The following is a 24449-nucleotide window of genomic DNA, read 5'->3' on the forward strand; positions in this document are numbered from 1 at the left end:
TTGATGAAATACGTGCGCAGGAGGACTGTACCTGGCCGCGATAGGGAGGAATTTTCGACGATGTGAAAGAACCTGCGCGAACGTAGCAGGCTGGCTCGATGTAGGAAAACGGCGCAAAGGCATGCGCCAAACCCACCACACCGCGCCGAGAAAGGCGCGGGAACCGCACCCAACCGTTCCCTCCCGCTTGCCTGAGGCGCACGAATCCACGCTTGGCACGCGCCTTGCTCCACTCCTCGCATTGCCATGCAAGGAGACCCGTTCGTGTCCGAAGACCAGTCGCGCCGATCATTTCTGACGAAGGGGGCGCTGCTTTCCGGTGGCCTTGCCCTTGGCACCGGCCTGCTTTCGGCATGTGGCAAGGACAAGCCCGGCGCGGCGGCTGCGAATGGCCCGCCGCGCGCAGGCGGCAAGGCGCGCATCGCCATCATCGCCGGCGCGCAGACCGGCAATCTCGATGCCCACAAGCCGCTGGGCACCGGCTCGTTCCGTGGCTGGGCGCTTTACGCCAAGCTGTGGGAATGGGATCGCGAGGCCCATCCCGGCCTTGCCCTCGCCGAATTCACCGAAGTGAACGACGACGCCACGAAATGGACGATCCGGCTCAGGAAAGGGCTGGAATTCCACCACGGCAAGTCGATCCGGGCAGAGGATGTCATCTACTCGCTGCGCCGCCTGACCGATCCCGCACTGGCATCGCCCTATGGCTCGTACCTGCCCTCGCTCCAGCGCGACGGGATCAAGGCGCTCGATCCGCTCACCGTCACGATCCCCTTCGAGCAGGGTCACGGCCTTGCCGCCCTGCCGGAATTGTGGATGAGCTGGGGCGGCATCGTGCCGACCGATTACGATCCCGTCACCAATCCGGTGGGCGCCGGGCCCTATCGCCTCAAGAACTTCACGCCCGGCCAGCGCTCGACTTTTTCGAAGTTCGAGAACTACTACAAGCCCGGCCAGCCCTACCTAGACGAAGTCGAGATCATCGACTTCAAGGACCCGATCTCGCGCCTGCAGGCGATGCAGACCGGCCAGGTCGATGTTGCGCCCACCATCGCGTTCGAACAGCTCGCCTTCTTCAAGTCTTCGGACCAGTTCGAGGTCGTCTCGTCCCAGACCGACGCCTGGCACGGCTTCGCGATGAACCTGTCCAAGGCGCCGTTCAACGACCCGCGCGTGGCAAAGGCGTTCCGCCTCATCGCCGACCGCCCCGAACTGGTGAAGCGCGTGCTGCACGGCCAGGGCCGCGTCGCCAACGACCTCTACGCGCCCAGCGATCCGACGTTCGACCGCACCATTCCCCAGCGCACCCGCGATCTGGCCGAGGCCCGCAGCCTGCTGCGCTCGGCAGGCCACGGCGGCGGACTGACGGTGGAGCTGGTGACGACGGCGGGCGCTGGCGGCAACGCCGGCATCGTCTTCGCCCAGCAGGCACGCGAGGCCGGCGTCGAGGTGAAGATCAAGCTGGTCGACGATTCCATCTTCGCGGGGCCTGACAAGAACAACTGGACCTTCAGCACCATCGTCGGCGTATCGCGCCCGTTCCTGCTTACCCTGCAACAGCATGACGGGCCGCGCTCGGCGGGCAACAAGACCCATTTCCAGGACGCCGAGTTCACCCGCCTCGTCACCGAGGCCGCCGCGCAGCCCGACGTGGAAAAGCGCAAGGGCCTGGTCGGCGCGGCGCAGCGCATCCAGCACGACCGGGGCGGCCTGCTGATCTGGGGCTTCTCCAACAACCAGGAAGCGGTGTCGCGCAATATCGGCGGCGTCACGCCGGACCGCACCGCCTTTTCCGCCTGGCGCACCGACGCGCTGTGGCGCCGCGCCTGATTTCACACCAACCACCAAGCAAGCAGAGGATATGAGCATGAGCGATACCGAGATCCTGTTCACGCGCTGCGGCGGTGCCACCGCGTCCACCATCGCGATCCAGCAGAACTTCCTGCAGGACGAATTCGCCGACGGCGGCGCGGTCCTGCGCTCGCTGCAGGAATCAAGCGATGCCGCCGTGCGCGAAAGCCATTTCGACCATTCGATCCCCTCGATGTTCCGCGAAGGCGGCAACATCCCGCCGATCTGGGCGCGCGCCAGGGGCGCCGATACGGCGGTGCTGGCGATCAGCTGGGTGGATGAATTCCAGTCGATCGTGACGCGCGCGGACAGCGATATCCGCTCGCTCGAGGATCTTGCCGGAAAGCGTCTGGCGGTGCCGCTTTACGAGGGGATCTCGATCGATTTCCAGCGCGGCGCCAATTTCCACGGGCTTGCCAACGGGCTGGATATCGCCGGGCTGGCGCGCGCGGACGTGACGTTCGTCGACGTGCCGGTCGAACGCGGCCAAGGCGTCGCCTCGGGCGCGGCGGAACTGGCGGCGCTGTTCGACGGCCGCGTCGATGCGGTGTTCCTGCGCCAGTCTTCAGGCCTGCGCCTGTTTCGCGAACACGGGAACGCCTTGCGCGAACTCGTGCGCCTGACCGACGAACCCAATGCCCTGCACCGCATCAACAACGGCACCCCGCGCCCGCTCACCGTCCACCGCAGCTTCCTGGCTGAGCACCGTGATCTGGTGGTGCGCTATATCGCGGCGCTGCTGCGCGCGGCGCAATGGTCCGAGGCCAACCCCGACGGCGCGCTCGACGCCCTGACGCGCGAAGATGGCCGATCCGACCGCGAGACCATCGCCGCCACTTTCCCGCACTATGCCACCAGCCTGCGCCCGAAGCTGACCGCCGAGTACATTGCCGGGCTTTCGGCGCAGAAGGACTTCCTGTTCGCCTGGGGTTTCCTCGAAGCGGATTTCGACGTCGCAGACTGGATCGAGCGCGGCCCACTGGAAGAAGCCGAGGCGCTAATTGCCGCCGAAACGCGGGCCCAAAACCCGATCGCAGCCGAATAAGGAGGCGCATGATGACCGTTACGATCGACCTCGAACTGGCTGACACCATCGCCAAGGCCAGGGACGATGCGACCCACGCCTTCACGTTCCTGAAGGAAAGCGGGACGTTGACCGCCAGCCTGATCTTCAACATCGCCCACCGCGTGCCGGGGCGCGACGTGCTGCTTTCGGTGCGCTTCCCCTCGCCATGGTCGCGCGACAAGGAGGTGAAGGTCACCGCCTCGCGCTTCTCGGACCACCCGGAATCGGTGCTGAACGAGGAGCGGCTGGCGGCGGATACGCTGATCCATGCCCATACGCCGCACCTGGCGGCCTGGTCTCTGGCGCACAAGCCGTTCCCGATCCTCTACGTCGCGGCGCAGCGGCACCTTCTGGCGCGGGAGATCCCCAACCATCTCGAACGCCGTATCGGTGTGCTGGAGACGATCCGCGCCCGGCTCGACGCCTTTCCCGATCTCGCCCCGCCGCCCGGCCTGCTGGAGAGCAACGGCGGCGCCAATTTCTGGGGCAAGGGCATCGTCGAGACGGCACAGCTCATCCTGCTGATCGAGGAATCCGCCCGCCTCCAGGCCATCGCCGCGCAGATCGGCGGGGCGCAGGTCTACACCGAAGGCGCGCTCGACCTGCAGTGGCAGCGCACCGGGCTGCTGGAAAAGGGTCGCTCGTTCACGCGGGAGTTTGCACCGGCCTGAGGGGGCAACGGCCGGTGCCGGCAGGAAGGGCCGCCGCGTGCGACCGGCGGCCCTTCCTGCCAGATCGCTACAGAACCCTCACCGCATCCTCGAATGCCAGGCGCGGCCCGCGCTCGCGGATTTCGCTGCGGTCACCGTAGCCCAGGTTCAGCACCAGCAGCGAACGCAGGCGGCCGTCAGGGAAGAACTCGCGGTCCAGCGCAGCGGCATTGAAGCCGGTCATCGGCCCTGCGTCCAATCCCAGCGAGCGCGCCGCCACGATCAGGAACGCGGCCTGCAGCGCCGCATTGAACACGCCTGCCGAGCGGATCGGCTCCTCCTCCACGAAGTAGGCGGCCACGTCGCGCCCCGGCAGCAGCTGCGGCAGGTGCTCGAAAAAGCGGCTGTCCCAGGCGACGATGGCGTTGAGCGGCGCGGCCAGCGTCTTGTCGCGGTTGCTGCTCGACAGCACTGGCGCCAGCCGCGCCTTCGCCTCCGCGCTGCGCACGAACACGTAGCGCGCCGGCTGCGCGTTGAAACCCGTGGGCGCGAGCTTGGTCAGTTCGTACAGTTGGCGCAGGGTGTCATCGCCGATGGCGCGGTCGTCGAAGCGGTGATTGCTGCGCGCGCCGCCGAATATCTGGTCGAGCGCGCCCGCTGCAAGGGTAGTAGTCATTCGCAAGTCTCCTCAGGCGACCGACAGGAGCGGCCGGGTGCGGCGGGCATTGAGCAAAGGCACCTCGAAACCATGGTCGAGGTCGAGCAGCGGGAACAGCAGGTGCGCCACGCGGTGCGCTTCCTCGATCAGCGGCCAGCCCGAAAGAATGAACGACTTGGCCCCCTGCGCCTCGAACTCGCGGATGCGGTCGGCGACGTTTTCGGCGCTGCCGACCAGCGTGGTGCCCGCGCCCGGCCCCAGGATGCCGAAACCGTGCAGCGCCGGGCCGGTCCAGATGTTGGGGTATATCTCGAAGTCGCGGGCCTTGGGCCACTGCCCGCTGCGCAAGGTGTCCAGATTGCGGTTCACCTGCGGGTCGGGGCTGCGATACGTCTCCAGCGTTTCGCCCGGCGGCAGGAAGCGCTTCAGGCCCTGGTACGCGTAATCGAGCGAGGTCTGGTCGATCAGCCACTGCGCATAGTCCCAGGCCTCCTCCTCGGTTTCGCGCACGATGATCTGCAGGCGGGTGCCGTAATCCAGCGTGCGGCCCAGTTTCGCCGCTTCCGCGCCGACCCGGCGGAACTTGTCGCCCAGCCGCGGCGGCGTGTCGGCAAAGCTCAGGTACGTGTCGAGCAGCTGCACCGAATGGGCCACGCCGGGCGCCGAAGTGCCCGCACCCCACAGCGCCACCGGCTCGCGCCCCGCATCCTCGTGCGCGGGACGATACCCGCGCGCGGGCGGCGGGGTAAGCTGGATGTACTTGCCGTGGAAACCCTCCGGCGCGCCCGAATAGGCGTGCTTGAAGGCGCGCCAGTATTCCAGGCTGTACTCGTAGCGCTCATCATGAGGCAGGTACATGCCGTAAGCGGCCTGCGTCGCATCGTTGCCGTTCACCGCATTGAGCGCCAGGCGCCCGCCCGAAAACTGGTTGATGGTCAGCGCGATCTGCGCAAGTTTCGCGGGCGATAGCAGGCCGGGATGGATCGCCCCCAGGAACGTCATGCGCTTCGTCACCGAAAGCGTCGCCGCCGCCACCGTCAACACGTCGTTGCCGCCATAGCCGGTCGCCAGCAGGGCGCCGTAGAAGCCCAGCTTGTCGATCGTCGCGGCCAACTGCTGGAGGTGGTCGAAGCCGGTATCCCAGCGGCCGTTCTCCTCCCACGGGACCACGCCATCGGGCGCGGTGAGATACCAAAGTAGCTTGACTGCCATATGCCTCGCCTTTCGCTGTCGTGCTGCGTTTCGAACGCGGCACCTGCCATGGGAGAGGTGAAAGCAAGACTTGGGCCAGTGACGTTTATGGTTATTTTACAGATACCTGCGTGCCCGCTGTCAAAGTCGCTGATTCAATTTCACCCGGCCAAATCCTCCCTGCCGCCGAGCGATGGGAAGGACTGGATGGTGGCCAAAGCGCAGCATCACTGCGCGCTTTGCACCAGCATGAGTTCAAAACATCCCTGAAATATAACGATAAATCCCTCTGGCACGCGCTTTGCTTAGCAGCCTGCAAGGGTGGAGCGGCCGCGCGGGGGGTCCGCATGAGGGTTTCAGCTCCGCCCGCACGGATACCGGATCATCGGGTCGAAGCAGGAGCATCCCATGCGAGTCACCAAGTACCTTCTCGCCGTCAGCGCGTTGTCGCTGGCATTCACCGGCGTCGCCCGTGCGGAAACGGCGGAAGAGGCCGCAGCCGGGGCGGAGGACGAGCAGAACGGCTCGATCACGGTCAACGGCGATCGCCTGAACACGCAGACCTCGATCGTCTCCACCCGCCCGCCGACCTCGATCTACGGCACCGGCGAGAGCATCCTGAACACACCGCGTTCGGTCACCCAGATCAACACCGAACAGCTTACCAAGGACATCATCACCAGTTCCGACGATCTTGCCAAGTACGCGCCGGGCATCACCCGTGGCGGCGGCCAGAACGCGGGCATCGTGCCCACCCTGCGCGCGCAGGGGGCGGAAATCTTTCAGGACGGCCAGCGCGGCTATTCGGTGCGCCACCCGGCCAACTTCAATTCCTACGAAGGTGCGGACATCGTCGCCGGCCCGTCCTCGGTGATCTTCGGATCGGTGACCGGCAGCGGCGGCTACATCAACTACCTGACCAAGAAGCCGGATTTCGACCAGCGCCGTTCCAGCATCACGACGCGCATCGGCGCCATCATCCCCGATGGCAAGTCGAAGTTCGGCTTCACCATCAGCGCCGACGATACTGCCCCGATCAGTGACACCCTGGCCTATCGCACCAGCGTGACCGTCCAGAAGCAGGACGACTACTACGACAACGTGAAGAACAACTTCTACGCCATCTACGGCGCACTGGCTTGGAAGCCGGCCAGCAACTTCCGGGCAGACCTCAACGCCTCCTACGACAACTACTACGACTGGAACGTGACGCACGGCTGGAATCGCGCCTCGCAGTCGCTGGTGGACGACGGCCTTTACTACGCCGGTCGCTCCACCCCGATCATCCAGAACGGTTCGGCCTACTGGTCGCCGGTGTTCGCATCGGGCGATGCCAATTCGGCGACGACCGGATGGGTCAGGCGCGCCCGCAACGCGGCGGGACAGTATGGTCGTGCCCGGTTCCCTCCAGACCGCCTCGCCCAACACACAGGCCAGCCCCGGCACCGTGCGCGGGTGGGTTTACGATCCGACCCTGGCGGGCAACGAGGCGGTCAAGCTTTCGCGTCAGCGTTCGCAGCGCGCCGAAGACCAGAACACCGCCAAGCGCTTCACCGCGCAGCTCAAGCTGAACTGGGACATCGGCGAGCATACCAGCATCGTCAACAGCACATTCTACGAACGCTCGAGCGACACCACCGACGCCACCGGTGCGTTCCAGGTACAGTCGCGCGACCGCATCTTCGACAACCGTTTCGAGCTGCGCCACAGCTTCGAATTCGGCGGCGGCATCGTCGACGACAGCAACACCGGCGTGATCTACCGGCGCGAAACCAACCGCTCGATCGCCGCGAACAACAGCTTCGGCGTAATCAACGCCTACGACCTGACGCTCGACCCTTCGACCAAGAACCCCGGAGACCTGCTGGGCATCACCACCAGCAATCCCAACGGCGGCAATGCCGCGTGGATCGGCACCGCCGGCACGCCGCAGTTCTCGAACTACTTCGGATGGCTCAACCTGCCGCCGATGTATTACGCGGGCAACGGGCTCTACGCGGAATCGGTGGCGTCCTACACCGCGCAGTCGGCGTGGACGACGATCACCGCCTTCACCCAGCACAACCTCAAGATCGGTGATTTCGCCGGTCTCAACGTGGGTGGCAGCCGCAGTTGGGTGGACGCCTCTATTAAGAACCCCTTCCCGCTGGCCGGCGCCAGCGAGCGCAAGGACGACGGCGACTTCAAGCTCTATTCGGTTCAGGCCAGCCCTTACGTGAAGCCCACTGAAAACTCGACGATCTACTTCACGTATGACCGTTCGATCGCGATCAATACCGGCGGCTTCGCCAGTGGCCTGAGCTGGGGCAGCGGCGCGGGCGCCAACCTGCTCAACCCGCTGCAGTTCAAAAGCCTGAGCGAACTGTACGAAGTGGGGATCAAGGCCGAACCGATCGCCGGCAAGCTGTTCCTCACCTTGGCAGGTTTCAAGCAGGCGCGCGATACCAGCCCGGACCAGTTCAACAACATCGCCCGTCTCAAGGTGGAGGGCATCGAAACCACCTTGCGCTACCAGCCCAATGAAGCCTGGCGCACGGGGCTGAACTTCAACTACCTGTCCGCCTACAACGAATATACTTCGCAGGCCGGCTTCGCGCCGCGCGGCTTCGTGCCGGATAACGGGACGGTGTTCAGCGACAGCAACGTGCTCAATCAGCTCCCGGCGGGCCGGTTCGATGCGGTGCAGATCCCCAAATACAACCTGAGCGGCTATCTCGACTGGCGCCACCCCTCGGGATTCGGCGCGGAACTGTCGGGCTGGCTGACCAGCCCCTGGTATCTCAACCTCAGCGAGACGGTGCGCATTCCCACCAGCTACAACCTCGACCTTGGCCTGTTCTATCGCCAGCCGCGCTGGAATGCGCAAATCCAGGTGCAGAACCTTACCGACCAGCGCAACTTCGTCAGCGGCCTCACCGGGTCGACCAACACCTTCCTCCAGCCCACGCGCGGCCGGTCGATCGTGGCGCAGTTCGGCTACAACTTCTAAGCGAGGCGAAACCCATGAGCCTGATCTTCCCGCGCCGCGATTTCCTGGGCCTTGCCGCAGCGGCCGGCGCGGGGGTCATGCTCGGGGGCGGCCTGTCCGGCTGCTCCCGCCCCGATGCCGCCGCGGATGCCGGGGATGGCAAACCCCGGCGCGGCGGCCGCTTGCGGCTGGGCGTGATCGGGGAAGCCGCCGCCGGCAACCTGGACGCGCACAAGCCCTCGGGCATGTCGAGCACCATCCGCGGCTTCGCGCTCTATGCGAAGCTGTGGGAGTGGAGCGACGACATGTTTCCCCAGCTCGCCCTGGCCGAATTCGCCGAGCCCAATGCCAATGCCTCGGCCTGGACGATCCGGCTGCGGCAAGGGTTGGAGTTCCACAATGGCCGCACGATCACGGCGGACGATGTGGTCCATTCGGTACGGCGCCTCACCGATCCCAAGCTCGCCTCGCCTAACGGCGCGTCTGTGGCGCTGGTCGACCGCGACCGGGTGCAGAAGCTCGATGATCGCACCGTGCGCATCCCGATCCGCGACGGCATCGGCTTCCTGCCGCTGCCCGATACCTGGGTGAACTTCGGCGGCATCGTGCCGATCGACTATCACCCCGTCACCAACCCGGTCGGTGCCGGGCCTTACCGCCTCAAGGATTTCCAGCCCGGCCGCCGCTCGCTGTTCACGCGCTTCGAGAACTATTTCCGCGACGGTCCCTGGCCCGACGAACTGGAGATCATCGACTTCAAGGATCAGGTCTCCCGCTTCGAGGCACTGCAGAGCGGCCAGATCGACATGGCCCACGCCATCGCCCCCGAACAGGCCCCGCTCGCGCAGGGAAACCCGCGCGCGCGGCTGGTCACCTCGCAGACCAACTGGTGGCGCGGTTTCAACCTCAACGTCAGCAAGCCGCCGTTCGACGACGTGCGGGTGCGCCAGGCCTTCCGCCTCCTCGCCGACCGCGACGATCTCGTCCAGCGCGTGCTGGGCGGACAGGGCCGGATCGCCAACGACCTTTACGCCCCGCACGATCCCGCGTTCGACAAGTCCATCCCCCAGCGCCGCCACGACCCGGACGAGGCGCGCCATCTGCTGCGCGCGGCGGGCGCGCAAGGGCTCACCGTGGAACTCACCGCCGATGCCGGCGGCACCAGCGCCGCGCTGGTACTGGCGCAGCAGGCGGCAAAGCTGGGCGTGACAGTGAAGGTAAGGCAGGTCGATGCAGCGACCTACAACGGCCCCTTGCGCAACGACTTCGCGTTAAGCACCGGCGGTACGCTGGGCCAGCCCTTCCTCGCCGCCGCGATGGGCAACGACGGTCCTTACGCCCAGACCAACCGCAGCCAGTTCAAGGACCCGCGCTTCGACGAACTGGTGCGCGCGGCGCTGGCCCAGCCCGACCTCGCGGCCCGCGCCCCGCTGGTCCACGAAGCCCAGCGCATCCAGCATGAGCGCGGCGGCCTGCTGATCTGGGGCTTCCAGAACACCCTCGACGCAATCGCGCCCACCGTCGGCGGGGTGAAGCCCGAGCGCTCCCACTTCCCTACCTGGCGGTTTGATCGCATCTGGCTGAAGAGCTGATACAAAATCGTTACAAGATATATCTTGATGGGGCGTTAAATGGAGCTAGGGTCGAACCATCACGCGCCATCGGAGACTTTCATGGACGATAAAATCTCGGCAGTGCTGGACGGTTTTCACCAGCGGATCGCTAGCGAACAGGCCCAGCCCCGCCCTTCCTCGCCCGAGGACCGCGATGCGCGGCTGCTTGCGGTCGGGCCTGAAACGGGCCGCCTCATCAACATCCTCGCCCGCAGCCTGAAAGCGCCGACGATCCTGGAGATCGGCACCTCCTACGGCTATTCCGGAATCTGGCTGGCCGAAGCCGCCCGCGCATCGGGCGGCAAGGTCATCACGCTCGAACTGCAGGACTACAAGGCCGCCCATGCCCGCGCCAAGGCGGAAGAAGCGGGTCTGGCCGATCACATCGACTTCCGCGTCGGCGATGCGCTGGACCTGATCGCCCAGCTCGGCGAGCCGGTCGATTTCGTGCTGCTGGACCTGTGGAAGGACCTCTACGTCCCCTCGCTCGAAGCCTTCTATCCCATGCTCAACCCCGGCGCGATCATCGTTGCAGACAACATGATCCGCCCCGGCGGCGACAACGCCCGCGCCTATTCGCAGGCCGTGCGCGCCAAGCCCGGCATCACCAGCGTGCTGCTGCCGGTCGGCACCGGGATCGAAGTCAGCCGCTACGATCCGGCCTGAGCGCCGCCCAAGGAAAGCCCCCCATATGAAGCATGAAATCATCCGCCACCGCCACGAAACCCGCCGCCGCACCTTGAGCGTGGCGCACAAGGAATACCTCACCCCCGCGATGATCCGCGTGGTGCTGCAAGGCGAGGACCTGACCGACTTCGTCAGCCTTGGCGCCGACGATCACGTCAAGCTGTTCCTTCCCGCCGACGATACGGGGCAGGAACAGCGCCGAGACTATACCCCGCGCGCCTACGACGCCGAAGCCCGCAGCCTGACGCTGGACTTCGCCGTCCACGAGGCGGGGCCGGCCACCCGCTGGGCGATCGACGCGCAGCCCGGCGATGCCATCGAGATCGGCGGCCCGCGCGGATCGGCGGTCGTCTCACCCACGTTCGACTGGTGGCTGCTGGTGGGCGATGAAACCGCCCTGCCCGCCATCGGCCGCCGCATCGAGGACCTGCCCGAAGGCGTGGAGGTCATCAGCGTCGTCGCCGTCACTTCGCCCGAGGAACACCAGACCTTCGAAACCGCCGCCAACCACACCGCGATCTGGGCGCACCGCCCGGCCGAAAGCGCGGACGATCCGGCAGCGCTGCTCGCCGTCGTGCGTAACATCGCCCTGCCCGAAGGCGAGGGCTTCGTCTGGATCGCCGCCGAAACCACCGTCGCCCGCGCCCTGCGCGACCACCTCCTGACCGAGCGCGGCCACCCGCGCGAATGGTCGAAGGCAGCCGGCTATTGGCGCAAGGGCGAGGCGGATTCCCACGGCAAGCTCACCGACTGAACCTGCCCTACCGGCCGGGCGCCAGCAAGGTCAGCGCGAAGTCGCTGGTCAGGTCCAGCGCAAGGTCCAGCGCCCGCTCGTCCCGTTCGGGATGGAGCGGGCTCTTGTAGCTGTGGTCCCCGCTGATGACGGCAATCCGGTCGCCGCGCCCGCCTTGCGCGATGTAGCGTTCCAGCACCGGCACCGGGCAGACCGGATCGACATCGCCCATCACCCACAGCCGTGGCCGCGTTTCGGCGCCAAGGTCGGGGTAGAAACCCGCCGGTGCCTCGGCATCTTCCTTGGGATCGCACACCGGCGTCAGCAGGATCGCGCCTTTCACCTCCGGCGTTACGCGCAGGAGCTGCCAGGCGACGACCGAGCCTAGCGACTTGCCCGCCAGCGCGATGCGGGACGGATCGACCTGGGGGTCCTGCCGGGCGAGACGAAGGACCGTGCGCATGTCTTCGATCTGCGCCTTCTTGTCGCGCGGCTCTTTCGCGAAGGGCGTGCCGGCAACGCGGTAGGCCCAGTCGATACGGTAGACCGCAATCCCCTGCGCGGCGAGCGCCTGCGCCGTCTTGGCGAGGATCGGCCTGCGCATATCATAGCCCGATCCCGAACCCAGGATAACGGCGGGGAAAGGCCCCTTCCCCGCCGGCTTGTCGATGATGACCTCGACCGGCAGCCCGCGCGGCGTCGGCACCCGGATCGCCTCCTGCGCCTGGGCAGCGACTGCCGCCAGAGACAGCGTGGCGGCCAGCGCCATGGCTAATGTCTTCATATCGTAATTCCCCCTGCCGTGATGGTTTTTCGGTTATCAGGCGCGCAGCCGCACCGCGGCTTCCTCACGCCGGCGCACCGCTTCGCGCACGGCGGGGATGATATCGCGGCCATATTCGACAGCATCGTGATATGGATCGTAGCCCCGGTTGAGGAACGTCGTGACGCCAAGGTCGTAATAGTCGAGCAGCGCGGCGACCACGGTATCCGGAGTGCCGACCAGCGAGGTCGAATCCGTGCCGCCGCCGATCGCGGTGGAGGTGCCCAGGAACAGCGCGCGGTCGAACCGCTCGGACTGCTCGGCAAAGGCGAGCTGGCGCTGCCCGCCGCCGCTCTGGCCCTTGTCGCTGCCCCGGGAACCGCCCACCCGGCTGGCCTTGAGCTGTTCTACGATACGGTGCGCCTTGGCCCAGGCCAGATCCTCGGTCTCGGCGATGATGAGGCGCACCGACAGGCTGACGCGCGGCGCGGCCACCCCGTATTCGGCTGCCACGGCGTGCAGCTTGGCGATGCGCTGGGCGGTGTCCGCCAGCGGTTCGGCCCACAGCGCATAGAGGTCTGAGTGCTTGACCGCGACATGGTAGGCCGCGTCCGAGGAGCCGCCGACCGACACTGGCACATGCGGCTTGCTGAGCGGCTTGGTCGGCAGGAACGCGCCCTGGACCTCGTAATACTTGCCCTGGACCTCGTAATACTTGCCCTTGAAATCGAAAGGCTCGGCCGAGGTCCATGAGCGGCGGACGATTTCGAGGTATTCATCGGCGCGGGCGTACCGCTCGTTCTTGTCGATCAGCGTCTCGCCATGCTCCGGCTCGGCCGCGAAGCCGGTGATGGCGTGGAGGCGCACCCGGCCGCCGGTCGTGTGGTCGAGCGTGGCGAACGAGCGCGCGGCGATGGTCGGCGCGATCAGGCCGGGACGGTGCGCGATCATGAAGCCAAGCTGTTCGGTCTGGCTGGCGACATGGGCGGCAAGGAAGATCGGGTCCGCGCCGCCGTTGGCGATGAGCACCCGGTCGAACCCGGCATGTTCATGGGCGCGGGCAAGATCGCGCAGGTAGTTGAGATCCGGGGCCTGCCCATAGGCGCCGAAGGGGTTGAGCTGGTTGCGGGGGAACAGGCCGCCGACGAATTCAACTGGCATCGATCACTCCTTGCTTGTGGCGCATGGCCGATGTGGTCCGTGAAGCAACAAGGGTGCCAGTTGGTGGCAAGGCCGCGTGGCGCGCGGCTCGGGCTATCCGCAAAGCCGGTTTTGGTGGAAACGCCGCGCACCGGCAGGCGCAAGCTGGTGCTTTCGCAGCAGAGCCTGCGCGCACCGATGCGCGGATTTCATTGCAGGTGCGGCTCGCACACCGGGGTGATCTGTTCTCCGGCAAAGGCTTTCTTCACGAACGGTATCGAATCGCGAAGCGAGGCGTTGACCGTCGCGCTATGGCCCAGCCCTGCGTAGACGTGGCCTTCCACCACCGATCCGGCGGCGCAGGCGTCCTTCATCAGGGTCAACTGGTTGAGCGCGGACGGCGTCAGGTCCGATGCGCCCGTGCCGATGAAGATCGGGACCGGCAGCTTCAGCGTGGGATAGCGGCCATAACGCGCGGCCCGCTCGTCCGCCGTTTCGAGGAAGCGCGCGTAGCGTTCACCCGGCTTGGCAAGGAACGTCTCGGCGCGGGTGAACTGGCCGAAGGCGGCATCCGCCTCGACCCCGAACAGGCACGCCGTGCGGGCCTGCTTCGCCAGTACGGCGCCCTTTTCGGTGAACACGTCCGCGAATTGCAGGGTGGGATCGAACTGCTGCGCGACCACGAAGCCGAACAAGCTGTAGACGATCGCCTCGTCGAACACATTGGGGTTGGGCTTCACCGGCGGCGGCGGCAGCGTCGGCAATTCGGGCGAACGATTGTAGATCACCCCGGTGCCGACCGCGCCCTTGAGCGCGATGTCGGGCGCGTAAGTGGGCGCATAGGACGCCGCGCCGAAAGCGGCCGCGCCGCCCTGCGACTGGCCGACGATCACTGCGTTGTTGGCGATGCCCAGCCCGCCGTTCACCACCGCGCGGATGGAATCGAGCACGCCATAGGAGATCGCCGGGATGTTGATGAGCGGATGCGGCCCGGCGACGCCCAATCCCTGATAATCGGTGGCGACCACGGCATACCCCTCGGCCAGCCAGCGGTTGAGGTAGACCGTGTCCCGGTAGGACCGCCCTGCCCAGGACGGCGCGCAGATATCGGCAAGGCCGACCGTGCCATGCGCCCAGGCGATCACCGGCCACCCACCCTTGGGCGGCGTGCCCTTCGGCACGAACAGGGCGCCCGAAACGACGATCGGCGTCTTGCTGTCGAACCCGCTGGTCGAGGTGTAGAGGATGCGCGACTGGCGGGCAGCGTTCGACAGGCCGACCGTCTCGGGCAGCGGCTCGCTGCGCAGGAGCTTGCCCGGTTTGGCCGGGATCGCCTTCACCCAGTCGTAGAACGCGGACACGCGGCCATCGCCCTGCTCGGGATCGGGCTGCGGCGCACGCTGGGCCATCGCCGGCCCGGGCAGACTCAGCGTCACGAAAACCAACACTGCAAGGAGCGCCAGCAGAGCAACGGTGCGAACCGAGGGGTTGCGCCGCACCGGCGGAACTTGAGTATCGCGCACTGACATCATGGGAGGCCTTTCGCTGTGTCCAGGAACAGCCCTGAAAAGCAACAAGCGTGCCGTTATCGCGCTTTTTGGTATTATCCTGATTATTCAATAACTCGATGCCATCGCACGGCAACCCGCTACGGCGAATCCAACTTCCCGCTGCTCCGATCCGCGCAATCGGTGCGCTGACTGCGGCTGATGCACCGCCTGGCCGTATCGCTGCAGCCACTGTGCAGATTTAGACAGCCGGAACGCCCCGGACGCACGATCCCCGCCCTGACAGCCGACTGGCACGGACCTTGCTGAAATAGTCGGCAGGACTGCGACAGCGCAGGGAGTCATTCCGCAATGCCAATGCCAAGCCATGGATCGGCGCGATCCCGCCTGACCTTCGCGGCGATCAGGATTGCACCGATCGCGGGCATCCTGCTGCTGTGGGAGATTGCCGCGCTGAGCGGAATCTGGCCCCGGCAGGTTCTGGTGCCGCTCGAACAGATCGGCGCCACGCTGCTGGCGCTTGCATCGGACGGCGAACTGGAGCGCCACCTTTCCGCCAGCCTCTACCGGCTCGCCAGCGGCTTTTGCATAGGCAGCGTCATCGGTGTCGCCACCGGCGCGGCAATGGCGTTGTCGCGCAATGTGCACCGCCTGCTGTGGCCCACGTTCACGTGCGTGCGCCAAGTGCCGGTGATCGCCTTCATCCCGCTGCTGATCCTGTTCTTCGACGTGGAGGACAGCTTCAAGATCGTCATCGTCGCGATGGCCAGCTTCTTTCCCTCCGCCCTCGCCACGCATGATGCGGTGCGCGACATCCCCGAAAGCCACCGCGAAGTCGCGCGGCTTTACCGGATGCCGCTGGCGCCGTTTCTGGTGCGACTGATCCTGCCCGCCACCGTGCCGCAGGTGCTGACCGGGCTGCGCCTTGGCCTGACGCGCGGGTGGCTGTCGCTGGTCGCCGCCGAACTGCTCGCAGCCGACAGCGGCCTTGGCCAGATGATGGAGATGGGCCGCCAGCTGTTCCAGATCGACGTGGTCTTGGCGGGCGTCTTCGTGACCGGGCTGGTCGGCTTTCTTCTCGACAATTCGATGGTCCGCATCGAACGCCACCTTGGCCGCTGGAGGACTGCATGAACCGGCGTTTCGCATCGTTCGCGCTCGCGCTGGCGTTTCCCGCGCTGGTGCTGGGCTGGTGGGAATGGGAATCGCGCCAGGGTTCGGGCCATGCCTATGCCTTCGCCCCGCTGGGCCAGATCGCCCGCAGCTTCGCCGAAATGATCGCCGATGGCCGCCTGGCCCTCCACGCCGGAGCCAGCCTGCAACGCGCCCTCACCGCGCTGCTGATAGGCGGCTCCATTGGCATCGTCGCCGGAGTGGCCACGGGCCTTTCGCGCGTGCTCGACCGCACCGCGTCGCCGCTCATCACCACCATGCGGCAGGTGCCGATCCTGGGCTGGCTGCCGCTGGTGGCGCTGTGGTTCGGCAACGGCGACGGCGCCAAGCTGCTGCTTGTCTCGCTTTCGGCCTTCTATCCCACCGTGCTCAACACCCAGAAGGGCATGCAGGCGATCGAGGAACGCTACGCCGAAGTCGGCCGGCTCTACGGCTTCACCCGCCTGCAATCGCTTCGCCTGATCGCCTGGCCCAGCGCATTGCCGCTGATCTTCACCGGCGTCTCGCAGGCGCTCGCCTTCGCCTGGATTGCCACGATCGGCGTCGAGCTGCTGTTCAGCGCCAGCGCCGGGCTGGGCACCGAGATGATGGCGGCGCAGGTCGCCGCCCGCACCGACGTGGTGCTCGTCTGCGTCGCCTGCGTCGGCGTGATGGGTTTCGCGCTCAATCAACTCTTCGCGCTGCTGCGCATCCGGCTGCTGCACTGGCTGCCGGCTGCGGGAAAGTAGGGATACGCTCATGACCGACCACCGAACCCTTCGCGGCCCCGCTTCGGCCAAGGCCCCCGCCAGCACCGGCGCCGTGCGCATCTCCGGCCTGTCCAAGCGCTACGCCATGGCGGGCAAGGCGATGACCGTGCTGGACGATATCAACCTGTCGATCCGGCCCGGCGAATTCGTCAGCATCGTCGGACCTTCCGGCTGCGGCAAGTCCACCTTGCTGCGCCTGATCGTGGGGCTCGACACCGATTACGACGGCGAGATTCGGCTCGACGATACCCGCGTCGCCGGCACTGGCCTGGAACGCGGACTGGTGTTCCAGGATCACCGGTTGTTCCCGTGGATGACCGTGGCGAAGAACGTCGAGGTGGCGCTGCTCAACCAGAAACTGCCGCGCGACCGGCGCGAGAAGGTGATCGCCGAACACCTTGCGCTGGTCGGCCTTTCGGACTTCGGCGATGCCTATCCGCACCAGCTTTCGGGCGGCATGGCGCAGCGTGCCGCGATCGCCCGCGCGCTGGCCAACGAACCCAAGGTGCTGGCGCTGGACGAACCGCTCGGCGCGCTGGACGCGCTCACCCGCGTCAAGGTGCAGGCCGAACTCCAGCGCATCTGGATGGAGGCGGGCACGACCATGATCATGGTCACCCACGATGTCGACGAGGCGCTGTTCCTGGGCGACCGCGTGGTCGTGATGTCGCCGCGTCCGGGCCGCATCGCCCGGATCGTCGACGTGGACCTGCCTCATCCGCGCGACCGCGCCTCGCCGCTGCTGCACCGCCTCAAGGACGAAATCCTCGCCGAACTCACGCGCGAGCCGCGCGGCGACGACGGCACGCTGGTCAATTTCCCCGGACGCCCTCGTGGCTGATGGGGCTTCGACAAGCTCAGCCTGAGCGGGATTTGGCAAAGCGGCGCGCGGTCCGAAGCAGACCGATCCCGCAACCCCGCTCAGGCTGAGCCTGTCGAAGCCCAGCCCAAACCCCAAACCCAACCGCCTCCAACCCGCCCATCGGAGCCCACCATGACAAGACGCCACAAGTTCCTGGCCCTGCTGCTGCCCCTGTTCACACTCGCGGCGTGCTCCTCGGGCGGCGCGGAACCGGACGAGAAGGTGGTCGACATTGCCGGCATCGTCTCGCCCAAGGACGGCAAGAACGAATTCATCGGCGGCCTCAACCAGATCCAGCAGGACGGCTGGCTCGACGCCGAACTGGCGAAAAAGGGCTGGAAGGCCCGCTGGGTGCCGGTCCCCGCTTCCGTCGGCGGCCCGGTCGTCAACGAAGGCTTCGCGGCCAAGACCATCGACATGGCGGCTTACGGCGACCTGCCCTCGGTCATCGCGATGGCTGGCGGCGTGGACCTGAGACTGGTGGTGCCAAGCCGGGCCGGCTCCAACATCTACCTCGCGGTCGGCAAGGATTCCACCGCGCGCACGCTGCGCGACCTCAAGGGCAAGCGCGTGGCGCTTCACCGCGGGCGCCCGTGGGAGGCCGGCTTCGCGCGCTACGTACAGTCGCAAGGCATGACGCTCGATGACTTCAAGATCATCAACGTCAACGCCGTCGCCGGGCAGGCCGCGCTCACCAGCGGCAAGGTTGACGCGATCGTGCTGATCCAGGCCGAAGCCTACGTGCTGCAGGAAAAGGGCCTTGCCCGCATCCTGTGGTCCACCCGCGATGCGCCGGAAAGCTGGAAGATGATGGCCGGGACGTTCGTGCGCAAGGCGTTCCTAGACGCGCATCCCGACGTGGTGCAGACCGTGGTGACCGCTTTCGTGCGGCAGGCCCGCTGGTCGAGCGACGAGAAGAACCGCGATACCGTGCTGTCGTGGGGCACGTTGGGCGGAACGCCGCTGGACGCGGTAATCAAGGACGCCGAGAACAACCCGCTGCCCTGGCGGCAACGCTATTCGCCGCTGCTCAATGCGGCGTTGCAGGACCACTTCGACTTCGTCTCGGACTATGCCTCGCGCACCGGGCTGACGCGGACCAAGGTGGACGTCTCCAAACTTACCGATCGCAAATACGTGGACCAGTCGATCCGCGACCTGAAGCTCGAAGGCTGGTGGACCGAACCGGAATAGCCGCGATCGGCGTCAGCCAAGGAAAAACCCGGCGGGACCAGATGGTCTCGCCGGGTTTTCTTTTGTCCGCTTGATTGATCCGGGGCGACGGCTGCTTACTCGGCCGCCTCCAGCCGCTGCACAGCCTGGTGTCCCAGCAAGGGCAGCACTTCCTCGCCCACACGGTACGCTTCTTCCAGATGCGGCGTGGCGGCGAGGATGAACGAATCCGCGCCCAGACCGATCAGCTCGTCAAGCCGCGCCGCGACGTTCTCGTAGCTGCCGACGATGCCCAGCGCCGGGCCGGGGCGCAGCAGGCTGAACCCGCCCCACACATTCGGCGAAACGATGAGGTCGCGGTAGTCGCGCGCATCCGCCACGCCCAGCCCGGACAGACGCTGTACGCCCACGGAATCCCCGCGCTGACCGCCGAAGCTGTCACGGCTTTGCGCCTTCACGTTGGCGAAGCCCAGTTCGATCTCGCGCCAGGCTTCCTCCTCCGTGCGCCGGGCGACCACTTCGACGCGAATGGCGCATTTGATGCCGCGCCCGATCTCGGCGGTACGGCGCTTCACCTGCTCGAACTTCTGCGCCAGTTGCGCAAACGGCTCCAGCCACGACAGGTAGTAATCCGCATGGCGCGCGGCGGACTGCAACGCCGCCTCGGACGAACCGGAGAAGTAGACCGTCGGCAGATCCTCGCCCGCGAGCGCCGGGGGCAGCGCCGCGTTCTCGACTTCGTAGAAGCGGCCCTTGTGCGTGTAAGGCCCCTCCTTCCACACGCCCTTCATCACGTCGAGGAACTCGGTCGTGCGGCCATAGCGGTCGTCGTGATCGAACGGATCGCCCCACCAGCGCTGCGAGGGGCCGCCGCCGCCGGTGATGATGTTGTAGACCACCCGGCCGTTGGTGGCGCGCTGCAGGCTGGCCGACATGCGCGCCGCACGGACCGGATCAAGGAAGCCGGGCTGGAATGCGATCATGAAGCGGAACGCCTTGGTCGCCCGCGCCAGCGCGGCCGAGATCACCCAGGGATCGTCGGTCATCGGGAACGAAGGCAGCAATCCGCCCGCAAAGCCTGAAATTTCCGCCGCACGGGCGATTTCGGCCATATGGTCGAGGTAGCTGGTGCCGTCCGGCGCGCCATCGGCGAGGCCCGGTGCCTGGTTGCCCGCGGCCAACGGCGACCAGTCACCCCGGTTTGAACTGCGTTCGCGGATCGAGCTGCTGCACCCGTGAGTCGGGATGCGCCAATAGAAGTCGATGCTCATCTGTGATCTCCTTCAGGCTGCGACGGCAGCGGCGCGCAGGCGGCCGATGATCTGCTCGCCGGCAATGTGCACTTCGCGGATCTGGTCGGCGGCGGACAGGACGGCAATGTCGAGACCCGCCGCCGCGAGATCCCGCAGTTTCGCGGTCACGGCCTCGTACGTGCCCACCAGCGTCGACGGGCCGGGATCGAGATAGGCCGCCTCCACCGCCACGTCGCGCTCGTCGGCGCGGGTGAGCAACGGCAACGACGCGGCGATCCGCAGCGACGGGTTGGCCCGGCGCGCATCGCCGACGAGATCGGCCAAGGCATCGATGGACACCGCCGCGTCCAGCAGCAGGACTCCCGCATGGACGAGCAGGTCGGCGCCGGGCCCCTCCGATTGCCGCAGCCAGACCGGCGGACGCCGCCGTCCGCGTACCAGGCCGCCAAGACCGCCTTTCTCGACGATGAAGTGCTGGCCTTCCTGGTCGAATGGCCCGTCGCCCCAGATCCCTTCCGCAAGCGTCAGCAGTTCTCCGGTGCGCGCGGCGCTGTCCTGCGGCGCTACCGGGTCGCCCGCGGCAAGGCCGCGCGGGCCATCGATCAGCCAGGCCTGCCGGTCGTTCGAAAAGCGCTGCACGCTGGACGCCATCTTGGCGTGGTAGACGCCCGAGGCGGAACCCGGCGCGATCGCGGTGACCAGCCGCAGCCGCCGCGTCTCGCGCAGCAGTGTGCCGGTGACGATCCAGGGCTCCTCGCCCTCCGGTTCATCCGGGATGACCAGACCGTCGAAGCCGGTCAGCTCCGCCGCTCGCGCGACTTGCGTGAGGTAATCGTAATGGTTGATCTGCAGACGGCGGCTGCCGGCGTCGCGGGCGGGAACCCAGGCGCGCTCGCCCTCGCCCCATTCCGCGCGCCGGCGATCGGGCGCCGCCGTCGTCGACAGGTTCCAGTAGACGCTGAGTGCCATGGATGGCTTCCTTCGATCGATAAAATCCAACCTCGGCAAAGCATGGACCATGCCACCCGGCGTAAACTGCTGCGCGGTTTCAAAGGTTGGCGCAGACTGGCCGGTGGGCTGCTCAATTCTGCGCACCGGTCGTCGCGATCTGGACAATCGGCGTAGCGACCGCGCGCAAAACCGCTTGGCAACGGTGCTGGCACGGGGTTTGCTTTGCAGCGTACCGACAACTGGAGAGCGATGCCGATGCGACCGACCGGGGCCGAGGAACTTGAACGGATTTGGCTGGTGCGCTCCCCGGTGCCCGCCGCTTCCAACATCGCATGGTCGCTGGGCTGGCTGGACGAGGAGTTCCGCCGCGACAGCATCGGTGTCAGTTGGCTGCGCGAGGACCGGCTGCGTGTCGTGGAGCCGAACAGCGAAGACATGGCACGCAGCCTGTTCCGCGAAGGCGGCAATATCCCGGCGCTGGCGGCAAGGGCGCTGGGTGCGGAAACCCGCGTCATCGGCCTGACCTGGATCGATGAGCGACAGGCGATCATGGTCCGCCCCGGCCAGAACGTGTTCGAGCCGGAAGGCCTTGCCGGGCTGCGCTTCGCCCTGCCGGGTTATGTCTCCACACGCGGCGCCTCTGTGGTGCGCGGCATGTCGCTGCACGGGATCAAGAGCGCGCTGCGCCTTGGCGGGCTGAGCCTGGAGGACGTGCAGTTCGTGGACGTGCCGACCCCGCAGGTGGATTTTTCCGAACCCCAGATGATGCAGCGCATGTGGTCGGGCCTGCAGGCGCTGGCCGAAGGGCGGGTGGATGCGGTCTACGTCAAGGGCGCCGCAGCGGCAGAGGCCGCGCAGCAGCTGGGCCTCGAAGTCGGCATAGACCTAGACGCCTATCCCAGCCGGATGACGCGGGTGAACAACGGAACGCCGCGCCCCATCGTCACTCACCGCCGCATGATCGAGGAGCACTTCGATATCGTCGTGCGCTTCCTCCATCAGACGCTGCGCGCCGCCGACTGGGCAGCCAGCCATCCGGCCGAGCTGGGCCACATCCTCGAACGCGAGACGTTTTCCGGCCCGGCGGGAGTCGAGGCAGCCTACCGCGACGGCTTCCACCGCGCGCTGCATCCCGATCTTTCGCGCGAACGCATCGACATGCTGCGGGTGCAGGAACAGTTCCTGCGCCTTCACGGCTTCCTGGAAATGGCGGTCGATATCGACGCCTGGGTCGATGCCCGCCCGCTTGCCGCCGCCCTTGCGCTGCGCGCCATCGACCGCGCCGCCTGATAAAGACACAAGGAAACCGCCCGATGACCCAGACCATTCCCGCATCCGTCGCCGCCTTTGCCGAAGCGACCATCGCCGAGGCCGCCAACGCCTTCGCTGCGTTCCGCGATACCGGCACGATCACCGCGAACGGCACCGTCGGCTTCATCGAACGCGTGCCGGGCGAGGATTTCCTCGTGTCGGTGAACTATCCCGGCCCGTTCGAGCGCGACAAGCCGCTGAGCGCCGACATCTTCGGCCTCGACGGCACAGTGTATCAGGGCAAGGGGTTCGGCGCCCTGCGCTTTCTGGCGGTATTTCAGCAGCATGGCGACATCACCTCGCTCAGCCATGTCCACACGCCGAACCTGGGCGCGTGGTCGCAGACGCACCGCAGCCTGCCGTTCACTTACGTCCCCGTACAGCGCTTCCAGCTTGCCCGCGAAATCCCGATCTATATCGATCGCCGTCAGGACGAGGACGCCTTCATCCTCGAAACCCTCAGGACCAGCCCCCGCACTCCGGCGATTCTCGAAGCCAATGGCGGCGCGACGGTGTGGGGCTGGAAGGGCCTGCGCGACTTGGCCGAATTCATCCTGCTGCTGGAGGAAGGCGCCGACATCGCGATCCGCGCCGAGGCGATCGGCGGCTCGCGCGATTTCGGCCCCGGCGTGCTGCGCCAGCAATGGAAGATGAGCAAGCTGTTCGACACCGCCTTGCAGGAGGGCCTGCTGCCTGTCGCCGATCGCTATTGAGGCGTTCTGAGCGGCGGCTGCGATAGAAACGCTTGCCTTGGCCCCCTGTTCTCTACTATTCCTGTAGACAATGAGTCTGTGGGCATAGTGACGGCAGGGAGACACGACCATGGCGTTGGCGAAAGAACGGATAGCCGGACCGGCGGCAGGTCATGCAAACAGGACCATCCTGTCGCTCGACCCGAACAACCCCACGATCCCGGCCATCCGGGCGCGGGCCTTCGTGTTTTCCGATCCGCGATCGCGGGCGATGGTGCCCATGATCGAGCGTACCGCGCCCAGCGACGCGACCGTGCTGATCGCCGGCGAAACCGGCACCGGCAAGGAATTGGTCGCGCGTTATGTCCATGCGCTCAGCCATCGCCGCGACGGCCCGTTCATCGCCGTAAACTGCGGTGCCTTCTCCGAGGCCCTGATCGAATCCGAACTGTTCGGCCATGAGCGCGGGGCCTTCACCGGCGCCATGGACGCCCGCGCCGGCTGGTTCGAGGCGGCAAACGGCGGAACCCTGTTCCTCGACGAGGTCGGCGATCTGCCGCACGCGCTTCAGGTCAAACTGCTGCGTATCCTTCAGGAACGCGAAGTCGTGCGCCTCGGCTCGCGCAAGGCCATCGCGCTCGACGTCCGGCTGATCGCCGCTACCAACGTCGACCTTGCCCGTGCCGTCGCCGAGGGGCGCTTTCGCGAAGACCTGTTCTATCGCCTCAACGTGGTGTCGCTGCCGATCCTGCCCTTGCGCGAACGCCGCGCCGACATCCTCCCGCTGGCGCGCCACTTCCTCGAACTGCACGGCTCGAAGATGGGCGCGGGACGCCTCCAGCTCACCGCTCGGGCGGAGGAAGTACTTTTCGCCCACGCCTGGCCGGGCAACATCCGCGAGCTGGAAAACGCGATCGTGCGCGCCACGCTGACCTGCATCGATGGCCAGATCACTGCCGACGATCTTGCCCTGCACGCCATGGACGCGCGCCAGCTCGCCCCGCCGCCGACAGCGGCCACGCCGATCGAGGCCGCCGCCTTGCCTTCCGCGGCAGAGGATGCAGTCATGGAAGACCGGCTTATGCCGCTGGTCGCGCGTTTCCTCGAAGAAAAGCAGGGCACGCTGCTGGATCGCACCATCGAAAGCGTCGTGCGCATCGCGTTCTCGCGTTACGAGGGCAACCAGATCCGCACCGCTACCGCGCTGGGGGTAACGCGCAGCGTGCTGCGCACCCATCTCAAGAATTTCGGCCTGATCTGAAACCTGCGCCCAAAAGCGCAGAACGCCATCCAGATCCGCACTTTGGCTGCGTGGATTTGTGCAGTCCCTCCCATCCTTTGAAGCCAGATCGCCTTTTCGGCGTGATTTTCCAACCTTGGCACGCCGCTTGCTCCTGTAGGCGATGAAGAGCGGCGCCGAACGGCTATCAGGCGCCCGCTCCTCTTACAGATCGCGT

21 protein-coding genes and 1 pseudogene are annotated in these 24449 nt (G+C 66.6%); 15 read left to right on the forward strand and 7 right to left on the reverse strand.

The genetic code is table 11. The features are described 5' to 3' along the window. Positions 1-264: 264 nt before the first annotated feature. The 3 genes from TQ38_RS17995 to TQ38_RS18005 are packed head-to-tail and all read left to right on the forward strand — an operon-like array spanning position 265 to position 3588. Positions 265-1830 carry an ABC transporter substrate-binding protein gene (locus TQ38_RS17995; RefSeq protein WP_113942057.1) on the forward strand — a complete coding sequence of 522 codons (1566 nt, stop codon included), beginning with the start codon at positions 265-267 and terminating at the stop codon, positions 1828-1830. A gap of 37 nt (positions 1831-1867) precedes the next feature. Further along, entirely contained in the window at positions 1868-2896 is a 1029-nt protein-coding gene (locus TQ38_RS18000; RefSeq protein WP_052505905.1) for an ABC transporter substrate-binding protein, read from the forward strand. A gap of 8 nt (positions 2897-2904) precedes the next feature. Further along, positions 2905-3588, forward strand: coding sequence for a class II aldolase/adducin family protein (locus TQ38_RS18005; RefSeq protein ID WP_043978220.1), 684 nt, complete (start codon positions 2905-2907; stop codon positions 3586-3588). Between the two features lie 67 nt (positions 3589-3655). On the opposite strand, the gene TQ38_RS18010 is transcribed toward TQ38_RS18005, so the two are convergent. Together TQ38_RS18010 and TQ38_RS18015 are read right to left on the reverse strand one after the other, a co-directional pair. After that, entirely contained in the window at positions 3656-4243 is a 588-nt protein-coding gene (locus tag TQ38_RS18010) for a malonic semialdehyde reductase (protein WP_043978223.1), read from the reverse strand. Between the two features lie 12 nt (positions 4244-4255). Beyond that, positions 4256-5437: an LLM class flavin-dependent oxidoreductase gene (locus TQ38_RS18015; protein WP_043978226.1), complete on the reverse strand. Its 1182-nt coding sequence runs from the start codon at positions 5435-5437 to the stop codon at positions 4256-4258. Positions 5438-5824: 387 nt separating this feature from the next. Here TQ38_RS18015 and TQ38_RS31465 point away from each other — a divergent pair. The 5 genes and pseudogenes from TQ38_RS31465 to TQ38_RS18035 form a co-directional block, all read left to right on the forward strand. Then, positions 5825-6256: pseudogene (locus tag TQ38_RS31465) on the forward strand (TonB-dependent receptor); the annotation flags it as partial. Positions 6257-6809: 553 nt separating this feature from the next. Beyond that, on the forward strand, positions 6810-8405 hold the full coding sequence (locus TQ38_RS30625) for a TonB-dependent receptor (RefSeq protein WP_205316162.1): 1596 nt from the start codon (positions 6810-6812) through the stop codon (positions 8403-8405). Between the two features lie 14 nt (positions 8406-8419). Then, positions 8420-9976, forward strand: a complete 1557-nt coding sequence (locus TQ38_RS18025; RefSeq protein WP_043978229.1) for an ABC transporter substrate-binding protein — start codon at positions 8420-8422, stop codon at positions 9974-9976. Between the two features lie 81 nt (positions 9977-10057). Next, positions 10058-10663: an O-methyltransferase gene (locus tag TQ38_RS18030; protein WP_043978232.1), complete on the forward strand. Its 606-nt coding sequence runs from the start codon at positions 10058-10060 to the stop codon at positions 10661-10663. A 25-nt stretch (positions 10664-10688) separates the two neighbouring features. After that, positions 10689-11438 (forward strand): siderophore-interacting protein, encoded by a 750-nt coding sequence (locus TQ38_RS18035; RefSeq protein ID WP_043978234.1) that lies wholly within the window; start codon positions 10689-10691, stop codon positions 11436-11438. 7 nt (positions 11439-11445) lie between these two features. Here the strand turns inward: TQ38_RS18035 and TQ38_RS18040 are convergent, their stop codons facing one another. From TQ38_RS18040 to TQ38_RS18050, 3 genes are all read right to left on the reverse strand, one after another. Continuing rightward, complete coding sequence (locus TQ38_RS18040; RefSeq protein WP_082057863.1) at positions 11446-12201, reverse strand: dienelactone hydrolase family protein; 756 nt, start codon at positions 12199-12201, stop codon at positions 11446-11448. A 36-nt stretch (positions 12202-12237) separates the two neighbouring features. Further along, positions 12238-13341, reverse strand: a complete 1104-nt coding sequence (locus tag TQ38_RS18045) for an LLM class flavin-dependent oxidoreductase (protein WP_043978237.1) — start codon at positions 13339-13341, stop codon at positions 12238-12240. Between the two features lie 188 nt (positions 13342-13529). Then, positions 13530-14852 (reverse strand): lipase family protein, encoded by a 1323-nt coding sequence (locus TQ38_RS18050; protein WP_205316163.1) that lies wholly within the window; start codon positions 14850-14852, stop codon positions 13530-13532. A 327-nt stretch (positions 14853-15179) separates the two neighbouring features. On the opposite strand from TQ38_RS18050, the gene TQ38_RS18055 reads away from it, so the two are divergent. From TQ38_RS18055 to TQ38_RS18070, 4 genes are all read left to right on the forward strand, one after another. Further along, positions 15180-15962: an ABC transporter permease gene (locus tag TQ38_RS18055; RefSeq protein WP_043978239.1), complete on the forward strand. Its 783-nt coding sequence runs from the start codon at positions 15180-15182 to the stop codon at positions 15960-15962. Continuing rightward, on the forward strand, positions 15959-16729 hold the full coding sequence (locus TQ38_RS18060; protein WP_043978241.1) for an ABC transporter permease: 771 nt from the start codon (positions 15959-15961) through the stop codon (positions 16727-16729). The genes TQ38_RS18055 and TQ38_RS18060 overlap by 4 nt, the downstream gene beginning before the upstream one ends. Positions 16730-16739: 10 nt before the next feature. After that, positions 16740-17591 carry an ABC transporter ATP-binding protein gene (locus TQ38_RS18065; protein ID WP_043978243.1) on the forward strand — a complete coding sequence of 284 codons (852 nt, stop codon included), beginning with the start codon at positions 16740-16742 and terminating at the stop codon, positions 17589-17591. A 153-nt stretch (positions 17592-17744) separates the two neighbouring features. Continuing rightward, positions 17745-18806: an ABC transporter substrate-binding protein gene (locus TQ38_RS18070; protein ID WP_043978244.1), complete on the forward strand. Its 1062-nt coding sequence runs from the start codon at positions 17745-17747 to the stop codon at positions 18804-18806. Positions 18807-18901: 95 nt separating this feature from the next. Here the strand turns inward: TQ38_RS18070 and TQ38_RS18075 are convergent, their stop codons facing one another. Further along, a complete protein-coding gene (locus TQ38_RS18075; protein ID WP_043978245.1) occupies positions 18902-20056 on the reverse strand; it encodes an LLM class flavin-dependent oxidoreductase in 1155 nt (384 codons plus the stop codon). Between the two features lie 12 nt (positions 20057-20068). Further along, entirely contained in the window at positions 20069-21007 is a 939-nt protein-coding gene (locus TQ38_RS18080) for an LLM class flavin-dependent oxidoreductase (RefSeq protein ID WP_043978246.1), read from the reverse strand. A 204-nt stretch (positions 21008-21211) separates the two neighbouring features. Between TQ38_RS18080 and TQ38_RS18085 the strand changes: the two genes are divergently transcribed. The 3 genes from TQ38_RS18085 to TQ38_RS18095 all read left to right on the forward strand — a co-directional run bounded on the left by TQ38_RS18085 (position 21212) and on the right by TQ38_RS18095 (position 24253). Beyond that, complete coding sequence (locus tag TQ38_RS18085; protein WP_240198131.1) at positions 21212-22279, forward strand: ABC transporter substrate-binding protein; 1068 nt, start codon at positions 21212-21214, stop codon at positions 22277-22279. Between the two features lie 23 nt (positions 22280-22302). After that, positions 22303-23013, forward strand: coding sequence for a class II aldolase/adducin family protein (locus TQ38_RS18090; RefSeq protein WP_043978251.1), 711 nt, complete (start codon positions 22303-22305; stop codon positions 23011-23013). A 109-nt stretch (positions 23014-23122) separates the two neighbouring features. Continuing rightward, positions 23123-24253 (forward strand): sigma-54-dependent Fis family transcriptional regulator, encoded by a 1131-nt coding sequence (locus tag TQ38_RS18095; RefSeq protein ID WP_043978253.1) that lies wholly within the window; start codon positions 23123-23125, stop codon positions 24251-24253. Positions 24254-24449: the final 196 nt, after the last annotated feature.

The sequence above is a fragment of the Novosphingobium sp. P6W genome (assembly GCF_000876675.2).
Classification (GTDB): Bacteria; Pseudomonadota; Alphaproteobacteria; order Sphingomonadales; family Sphingomonadaceae; genus Novosphingobium.

Excerpts from the sequence above, each read along its gene's own strand:
- TQ38_RS18000 (WP_052505905.1), top strand. The coding sequence starts at position 1,868 with ATGAGCGATACCGAGATCCTGTTCACGCGCTGCGGCGGTGCCACCGCG.
- TQ38_RS18005 (WP_043978220.1), top strand. The coding sequence starts at position 2,905 with ATGATGACCGTTACGATCGACCTCGAACTGGCTGACACCATCGCCAAG.
- TQ38_RS18010 (WP_043978223.1), bottom strand. The coding sequence starts at position 4,243 with ATGACTACTACCCTTGCAGCGGGCGCGCTCGACCAGATATTCGGCGGC.
- TQ38_RS18015 (WP_043978226.1), bottom strand. The coding sequence starts at position 5,437 with ATGGCAGTCAAGCTACTTTGGTATCTCACCGCGCCCGATGGCGTGGTC.
- TQ38_RS18025 (WP_043978229.1), top strand. The coding sequence starts at position 8,420 with ATGAGCCTGATCTTCCCGCGCCGCGATTTCCTGGGCCTTGCCGCAGCG.
- TQ38_RS18030 (WP_043978232.1), top strand. The coding sequence starts at position 10,058 with ATGGACGATAAAATCTCGGCAGTGCTGGACGGTTTTCACCAGCGGATC.
- TQ38_RS18035 (WP_043978234.1), top strand. The coding sequence starts at position 10,689 with ATGAAGCATGAAATCATCCGCCACCGCCACGAAACCCGCCGCCGCACC.
- TQ38_RS18040 (WP_082057863.1), bottom strand. The coding sequence starts at position 12,201 with ATGAAGACATTAGCCATGGCGCTGGCCGCCACGCTGTCTCTGGCGGCA.
- TQ38_RS18045 (WP_043978237.1), bottom strand. The coding sequence starts at position 13,341 with ATGCCAGTTGAATTCGTCGGCGGCCTGTTCCCCCGCAACCAGCTCAAC.
- TQ38_RS18050 (WP_205316163.1), bottom strand. The coding sequence starts at position 14,852 with ATGATGTCAGTGCGCGATACTCAAGTTCCGCCGGTGCGGCGCAACCCC.
- TQ38_RS18055 (WP_043978239.1), top strand. The coding sequence starts at position 15,180 with ATGCCAATGCCAAGCCATGGATCGGCGCGATCCCGCCTGACCTTCGCG.
- TQ38_RS18060 (WP_043978241.1), top strand. The coding sequence starts at position 15,959 with ATGAACCGGCGTTTCGCATCGTTCGCGCTCGCGCTGGCGTTTCCCGCG.
- TQ38_RS18065 (WP_043978243.1), top strand. The coding sequence starts at position 16,740 with ATGACCGACCACCGAACCCTTCGCGGCCCCGCTTCGGCCAAGGCCCCC.
- TQ38_RS18070 (WP_043978244.1), top strand. The coding sequence starts at position 17,745 with ATGACAAGACGCCACAAGTTCCTGGCCCTGCTGCTGCCCCTGTTCACA.
- TQ38_RS18075 (WP_043978245.1), bottom strand. The coding sequence starts at position 20,056 with ATGAGCATCGACTTCTATTGGCGCATCCCGACTCACGGGTGCAGCAGC.
- TQ38_RS18080 (WP_043978246.1), bottom strand. The coding sequence starts at position 21,007 with ATGGCACTCAGCGTCTACTGGAACCTGTCGACGACGGCGGCGCCCGAT.
- TQ38_RS18090 (WP_043978251.1), top strand. The coding sequence starts at position 22,303 with ATGACCCAGACCATTCCCGCATCCGTCGCCGCCTTTGCCGAAGCGACC.
- TQ38_RS18095 (WP_043978253.1), top strand. The coding sequence starts at position 23,123 with ATGGCGTTGGCGAAAGAACGGATAGCCGGACCGGCGGCAGGTCATGCA.